The following is a 6,002-nucleotide window of genomic DNA, read 5'->3' on the forward strand; positions in this document are numbered from 1 at the left end:
ACCGGCACTCCGGCGCCGGACGCGGCCCGCATCAGCGCGGCCTCCGCAGCCGGCCCGCCGCTGGATTCCATGGGGGCCTCCACGGCGGCGCCGGGGGAGTCGAGCCGCAGGATCAGCTCGTGCCGCTCGGAGCCGGTGACGACGTCGAGCGCCCACGTCTCGCGCGACGCCCCGCCGGGCAGCCGGGCGCTGAAGGCGACCGACGCGCCGGCACCGAACACCTCGCCGACGATGGCGTGGAGCTCGCTCATCGCAGGCCGAACTCCCAGTTGCCGCCCGCCGCGTACTCGCCCAGGACGCGCCGGCCCACCGAGTCGATGTGCACCTCGTCGGGGCCGTCGTAGATCCGCCCGGCCCGCGCGTGCCGGTACATGCGATCCAGCGGTGTGTCAGGGGTGAGCCCCGCGGCTCCGTACACCTGGATGGCGCGGTCGATCACGTTGTGCAGCATGCGCGCCCCCACCACCTTGATCGCGCCGATCTCCACCCGGGCCTGCTTGCCCGCGTCGACGGCCTCGGCGGCGTTGAGGGTGAGGAGCCTGGCGGCCTGGATCTCGGTGTAGGAGTCGAACACGTGCTGCCGCATGAGCTGCTTCTTCGCCAGCGGCTCGCCGAACGCGGTCCGCTCCTGCAACCTGCGGCACATCAGGTCGAACGCCCGCTGCGCCTGCCCCAGCCAGCGCATGCAGTGGAAGATCCGGCCGGGCCCGAGCCGCTGCTGCGCGATGACGAACCCGTGGCCGCGTGGGCCGAGCAGGTTGGCGGCGGGCACGCGGACATCCTCGTACCGGACCTCGCAGTGCGCCCCGTCCAGCCCCAGCACGGGGGTCTCGCGGACGATGCGGTAGCCGGGCGTGTCCGTCGGCACGAGGATCATGGAGAATGCCAGATGCGGCGACGCGTCCTGCTCGGTCCTGCACATCACGGTCGTGTACGCCGCCCGCGACGCCCCGGTCGTGAACCACTTGTGCCCGTTGATCACCCATTCGTCCCCGTCGAGCACCGCGGCCGTCTTGATCTGGGTGGGGTCGCTGCTGGAGATCGTCGGCTCGGTCATGGCGAAGCTGGGCCAGATGTCACCCCGTACCAGCGGCTCGAGGTAGCGCTCGCGCTGCTCGGGCGAGGCGTGCTCGTGCAGCATCAGCGAGTCCTGCAGCGTGAACGTGCCCAGCGCCAGCTGCCCGAACTCGCTGCGCCCCTGCACCTCGTTGACGTAGACGTAGTCGAGGAACGGCAGCCCGCCGCCGCCCAGCTCGCGCGGGTGGCCGAGCGCCCACAGGCCCTCCTTCTTGGCCTCGGCCCGCAGCTCGTCCAGCGCCGCGGCCGCGTCGGGCCCGCCCGCGTGCAGCACCGGCTCGGCGGGCTCCACCCGCTCGGTCATGAACGCGTAGACGGCGTCGCGGACCGGCCGGACGCCGTCGGGCACGGCGAAGCTCATATGAGGATCTCATCCCGAAACCAGTTGCCCAGTCAACCAACGGGGTCAACCAACGCGGTCAACGGTTTCAGGGCAGCCAGCTCACGCGGCCGTGCAGGAAGGCGTATCCGACGAAGGCGACGGTGTCGATCAGCGTGTGCGCCACGACCAGCGGCATGGCCCGGCCCCACCGCTGGTACAGCCGCCCGAACACCAGCCCCATCACGACGTTCCCGATGAACCCCCCGAACCCCTGATAGAGGTGGTACGACCCCCGCAGCACCGACGACACCGCTACGGCCTTCCACGGACTCCATCCGGCCTGCCCCAGGCGGTGCAGCAGGTATCCGGCGACGAGCACCTCCTCCAGGACCCCGTTCTGCGCGGCCGCGAGCAGCAGCACGGGCACCTGCCACCACACCTGCGGGAGCTGACCGGGAACCACGGTCAGGTTGACGCCCGCCGCCCACACGGCGAGGTAGAACGCCAGCCCGGTGCCGCCGATCGCCGCCGCCAGCAGCGCCCCGCGCACCGCGTCACGAGTCTTGTTCTGGAAGTCCACGCCGATCGTGCGCAGCGACTCCCCGGAGCGCACCATCAGGTACGCCACCAGCCCGACCGGCGCCACCGTGATCGCGATGTCGACGAGCTGCAGCGCCAGGTCCAGCCACGGCCGCCCGGGCGCCATCGACCCGACGAGCACCGCCTGCTGGCCCTTCAGCTCCCTGGGCGCCGTGAGCGCGCCGATCAGCCGGACGAGCGCCACGAGGGCGCTGGCGCCGAGTGAAACGGAGAACACGACGAGCACCTCGGCCCGGATGAGCTTCGGTGCGAGCACCAGGGGAGGCCCAGGGAAGGACTCGGTGGGAGACTCAGTGCGCATGGCCGCAGGGTAACCGTTCATTGATCGGGTCAAGATAAACGCCGAATTGAGGATTCCAGATGACACCTGCCCCGCACGATGTGCCCACGGCGTCCCAGCTCGTGGCCGCCGTCCGTGACTTCCTCGAGAGCGACGTGCTCCCGGCCGTGGACGGGCGGGTGCGGTTCCACACGCGGGTGGCGATCAACGTGCTCGGCATGGTGGAGCGGGAGATCTCGCTCGGCCCCTCCCAAGCCGGCGAGCACGCGGCGCGCCTGGCCGGGCTGGGCGTGGCCGACGACGCGGAGCTGGCCGCCGCCATCCGCGAGGGCCGCGTCGAGGACGACCACGCCCTCGTCGCGGCCCTGGAGCAGGCCGTACGGGCGAAACTGGAGGTCGCCAACCCGGCCTACCTGACAGACTGACGGCCCGCCCCCTCGCGGTGGGGCGGGCCGTCAGTCGGATCAGTGGGAGTCGGCCAGATCCAGGTCCTTCACCCTCGGGTCGCCCTCGTCCGCGAAGTACTCGTCGCGGGTCGTCGCGTCCTCACCGTCCGCCACCTTGATCGCCCGGAACAGCAGCGTGCCCAGGGCCGCCACCACCAGGTTGACGATCAGCGCCAGGAACCCGGCGTAGATCGTCATCTTGGTGTCGAAGCCCAGGTTCGACAGCGCGAACGCCGAGCCGCCGAAGTGCTGCTTGCCGTTGGCCGGGTTCGGGATGAGGTACAGCATCCACACGCCCGCCCCCAGCCCGGCCGCCCAGCCCGCGATCAGGCCGCCTTTGTGGAACCAGCGCGTGTAGAGGCCCAGCGCCACCGACGGCAGCGTCTGCAGGATGATCACGCCGCCGATGAGCTGCAGGTCGATCGAGAACTGCGGGTCGAGCAGCAGGATGCACAGCACCGCGCCCACCTTGACGACCAGCGACACGATCTTGGAGACGTTGGCCTCCTGGGCGTCGGTGGCGTTCTTGTTGAGGTACTCGCGGTAGATGTTGCGGGTGAACAGGTTCGCCGCCGCGATCGACATGATCGCCGCCGGGACGAGCGCGCCGATCCCGATGGCCGCGTACGCGACGCCCGCGAACCAGTCGGGGAACAGCTGGTCGAACAGCATCGGCACGATCGTGTTCGTGTCGGCCTTGCCGTTGGCGCCCACGACCGGCTTGGTGCCCGCCGCGATGGCCATGAAGCCCAGCAGCGCGATCAGGCCGAGCACGAAGCTGTAGGCGGGCAGCGCCGACATGTTCCGCTTGATGACGTTGCGGTTCTTCGAGGCCAGCACGCCCGTGAGGCTGTGCGGGTAAAGGAACAGCGCCAGCGCCGAACCGAACGCCAGCGTTATGTACTGGAGCTGGTTGTTGGCGTTGAGGATGATGCCGTCCGGCGCGGGGGTTTTGTCGAACTTGGCCTTGGCCGCGTCGAAGATCGAGTCCCACCCGCCGAGCTTGGCCGGGATGTAGATCACCGCCGCCAGGATCACGATGTAGATCAGCGCGTCCTTGACGAACGCGATCAGCGCGGGCGCCCGCAGGCCCGACTGGTACGTGTACGCGGCCAGGATCGCGAACGCGATGATGATCGGCAGGTGCCCGGTGATGCCCATCGACTTGAGCACAGCCTCGATGCCCACCAGCTGGAGCGCGATGTACGGCATCGTCGCCACCAGACCGGTGATCGCGATGACCAGCGCCAGGGTCGGCGAGCCGAAGCGGGCCCGCACGAAGTCGGCCGGGGTGACGAACCCGTGCACGTGCGACACCGACCACATACGGGCCAGCACCAGGAACACCAGCGGATACACCACGACCGTGTACGGCAGCGCGTAGAAGCCGAGCGCGCCGGAGCTGAACACCAGCGCCGGGACCGCCACGAACGTGTAGGCGGTGTAGAGGTCGCCGCCCACGAGGAACCACGTGATCCACGAGCCGAAGCTGCGCCCGCCCAGGCCCCACTCGTTCAGGCTCGCCAGGTCGTTCGGCCGCCGCCACCGCGCGGCCACGAACCCCATGCCGCTGACCAGGACGAACAGCAGGATGAAGACGACCAGCTCGGTCGTGTGCCCGCTCATTTGGTCATCCTGTAGACGATGGTCGTGCACGTGACGCCGACCACGATGAAGGCGAGCTGCAGCCAGTAGAAGAGCGGGAAGCCCAGCAGGCGGGGCTCGTCGGCGTTGAACAGGAACGTCAGCAGCGGCAGCACGATGGGCAGGACCAGCAGCCAGTTCCATGGGCTGCGGTCTGTGCGCGGCTGCCCGGGTTCCCCGGTAGTCATCGACCCTCCGATGAGTGGATCAGGAGCGGTGTTGTGACCGGTTCCTGACGATTAGCAATGGAGGGAGGTTAGCTTTACGGAGGTATTAAACCAAATGACGTTAGTATTACGTTTTGGCCTAAATGCCTGAGCCGACCTCGTGAGCGCCACGCCTACACCTGGCGCAACTCTAAACACGCCAATGCCGCCATCCCCAGCACCCTCGCCGAATGGTCGTTTCCCCGCGCCGAACGGTCCCACCGCCCTCCAGCGCACCACAGATCCCTGCGCCACCCACCGCCCCACGTCATCATCCGGCGGAAAAGATGACACGAGATGTCGGGTATTCGGGAAACGATCGCTCGCATGATTGCTTTGGTAGCGGGGGCGACCCGCGGAACGGGACGGGGCATCGCGGTCGCGCTGGGCGCGGCAGGCGCGACGGTTTACTGCACCGGCAGGAGCACGAGGGAGCAGCGCTCCGAGATGAACCGGCCGGAGACCATAGAGGAGACGGCCGAGTTGGTGACGGCGGCGGGCGGGACAGGCATCGCCGTCCAGGTCGACCACCTCGACTCCGCCCAGGTACAGGCGCTGGCCGAGCGCGTGGACCGCGAGCAGGGCAGGCTCGACGTGCTGGTCAACGACATCTGGGGCAGCGAGCACTTGTGGGACTGGGACACGCCGGTCTGGAAACATGACATGGACAAGGGGCTCCGGCTGCTCAGGCTGGCGATCGACACCCACATCATCACCAGCCGCCACCTGCTCCCGCTGATGATCAGGAACGAGGGCGGGCTGGTCGTGGAGGTCACCGACGGCACCTGGGCCTTCAACGAGACCCGCTACCGGGAGAACGTCTACTACGACCTGGCCAAGATGTCGGTGAACCGGCTCGGGTTCGCCTGGTCGAACGAACTGCGCCCGTACGGCGGCACCGGGGTGGCGATCACGCCGGGCTTCCTGCGCTCGGAGGCCATGCTCGACAACTTCGGCGTCACCGAGGACAACTGGCGGGAGGCCGAGGTGGACATCGCCTGGCAGGTCTCCGAAACACCCGCGTACGTCGGCAGGGGCGTGGCGGCCCTCGCCGGCGACCCGGACCGGCAGCGCTGGTCGGGCAGGTCGGTGTCGAGCGAGGAACTGGCCGAGGCGTACGGCCTCACGGACGTGGACGGCAGCCGGCCACGGGTGTGGAGCTTCATCACGGAGGTACGCGAGCCGGGCAAGGAGATCGACCCGGCCGACTACCGGTGACCTAACGGTAGAGGGCGGACATGCGGGCGGCGGCGTCGGCGACCATCGCCCGCAGCTCCGGCGGATCCAGCACCTCCGCCTCCGGCCCGAACCGGAGCACCTGCGAGTACGCCACCTCCACAGACTCCACCTCCAGCCGCACCGTCCCGTCCGGCTGTAGCGAGGCGAGTGCCTGGTCGACGGCGGCCGGGGCGGCGATGTGCCGCAGC

7 protein-coding genes and 1 pseudogene are annotated in these 6,002 nt (G+C 69.3%); 2 read left to right on the forward strand and 6 right to left on the reverse strand.

What is annotated here, in order from left to right:
- The 3 genes and pseudogenes from AB0J09_RS53970 to AB0J09_RS53980 form a co-directional block, all read right to left on the reverse strand.
- A pseudogene (locus tag AB0J09_RS53970) lies at positions 1-251 on the reverse strand (phosphotransferase family protein); the annotation flags it as partial.
- A complete protein-coding gene (locus AB0J09_RS53975; RefSeq protein ID WP_360709989.1) occupies positions 248-1,438 on the reverse strand; it encodes an acyl-CoA dehydrogenase family protein in 1,191 nt (396 codons plus the stop codon). The gene AB0J09_RS53975 and the pseudogene AB0J09_RS53970, both read right to left, overlap by 4 nt.
- 67 nt (positions 1,439-1,505) lie before the next feature.
- Positions 1,506-2,300, reverse strand: coding sequence for a type II CAAX endopeptidase family protein (locus AB0J09_RS53980; protein ID WP_360709990.1), 795 nt, complete (start codon positions 2,298-2,300; stop codon positions 1,506-1,508).
- Between the two features lie 59 nt (positions 2,301-2,359).
- Between AB0J09_RS53980 and AB0J09_RS53985 the strand changes: the two genes are divergently transcribed.
- On the forward strand, positions 2,360-2,704 hold the full coding sequence (locus AB0J09_RS53985) for a DUF6285 domain-containing protein (protein ID WP_360709991.1): 345 nt from the start codon (positions 2,360-2,362) through the stop codon (positions 2,702-2,704).
- A gap of 39 nt (positions 2,705-2,743) precedes the next feature.
- Here the strand turns inward: AB0J09_RS53985 and mctP are convergent, their stop codons facing one another.
- Positions 2,744-4,351 (reverse strand): monocarboxylate uptake permease MctP, encoded by a 1,608-nt coding sequence (mctP, locus tag AB0J09_RS53990; RefSeq protein ID WP_360709993.1) that lies wholly within the window; start codon positions 4,349-4,351, stop codon positions 2,744-2,746.
- Positions 4,348-4,557, reverse strand: a complete 210-nt coding sequence (locus AB0J09_RS53995; RefSeq protein WP_360709995.1) for a DUF3311 domain-containing protein — start codon at positions 4,555-4,557, stop codon at positions 4,348-4,350. Before AB0J09_RS53995 ends, mctP begins: the two co-directional genes overlap by 4 nt.
- A gap of 345 nt (positions 4,558-4,902) precedes the next feature.
- Here AB0J09_RS53995 and AB0J09_RS54000 point away from each other — a divergent pair, with 345 nt between their 5' ends.
- On the forward strand, positions 4,903-5,793 hold the full coding sequence (locus tag AB0J09_RS54000) for an SDR family oxidoreductase (RefSeq protein WP_360709997.1): 891 nt from the start codon (positions 4,903-4,905) through the stop codon (positions 5,791-5,793).
- A 1-nt stretch (position 5,794) separates the two neighbouring features.
- Here AB0J09_RS54000 and AB0J09_RS54005 read toward each other — a convergent pair.
- On the reverse strand, positions 5,795-6,002 hold a 208-nt coding region (locus AB0J09_RS54005; protein WP_360709999.1), incomplete at its 5' end, for a WYL domain-containing protein.

The organism is Nonomuraea sp. NPDC049784 (assembly GCF_040659615.1).
Classification (GTDB): Bacteria; Actinomycetota; Actinomycetes; order Streptosporangiales; family Streptosporangiaceae; genus Nonomuraea.

Excerpts from the sequence above, each read along its gene's own strand:
- AB0J09_RS53980 (WP_360709990.1), bottom strand. The coding sequence starts at position 2,300 with ATGCGCACTGAGTCTCCCACCGAGTCCTTCCCTGGGCCTCCCCTGGTG.
- AB0J09_RS53985 (WP_360709991.1), top strand. The coding sequence starts at position 2,360 with ATGACACCTGCCCCGCACGATGTGCCCACGGCGTCCCAGCTCGTGGCC.
- AB0J09_RS54000 (WP_360709997.1), top strand. The coding sequence starts at position 4,903 with ATGATTGCTTTGGTAGCGGGGGCGACCCGCGGAACGGGACGGGGCATC.
- mctP (WP_360709993.1), bottom strand. The coding sequence starts at position 4,351 with ATGAGCGGGCACACGACCGAGCTGGTCGTCTTCATCCTGCTGTTCGTC.
- AB0J09_RS53975 (WP_360709989.1), bottom strand. The coding sequence starts at position 1,438 with ATGAGCTTCGCCGTGCCCGACGGCGTCCGGCCGGTCCGCGACGCCGTC.
- AB0J09_RS53995 (WP_360709995.1), bottom strand. The coding sequence starts at position 4,557 with ATGACTACCGGGGAACCCGGGCAGCCGCGCACAGACCGCAGCCCATGG.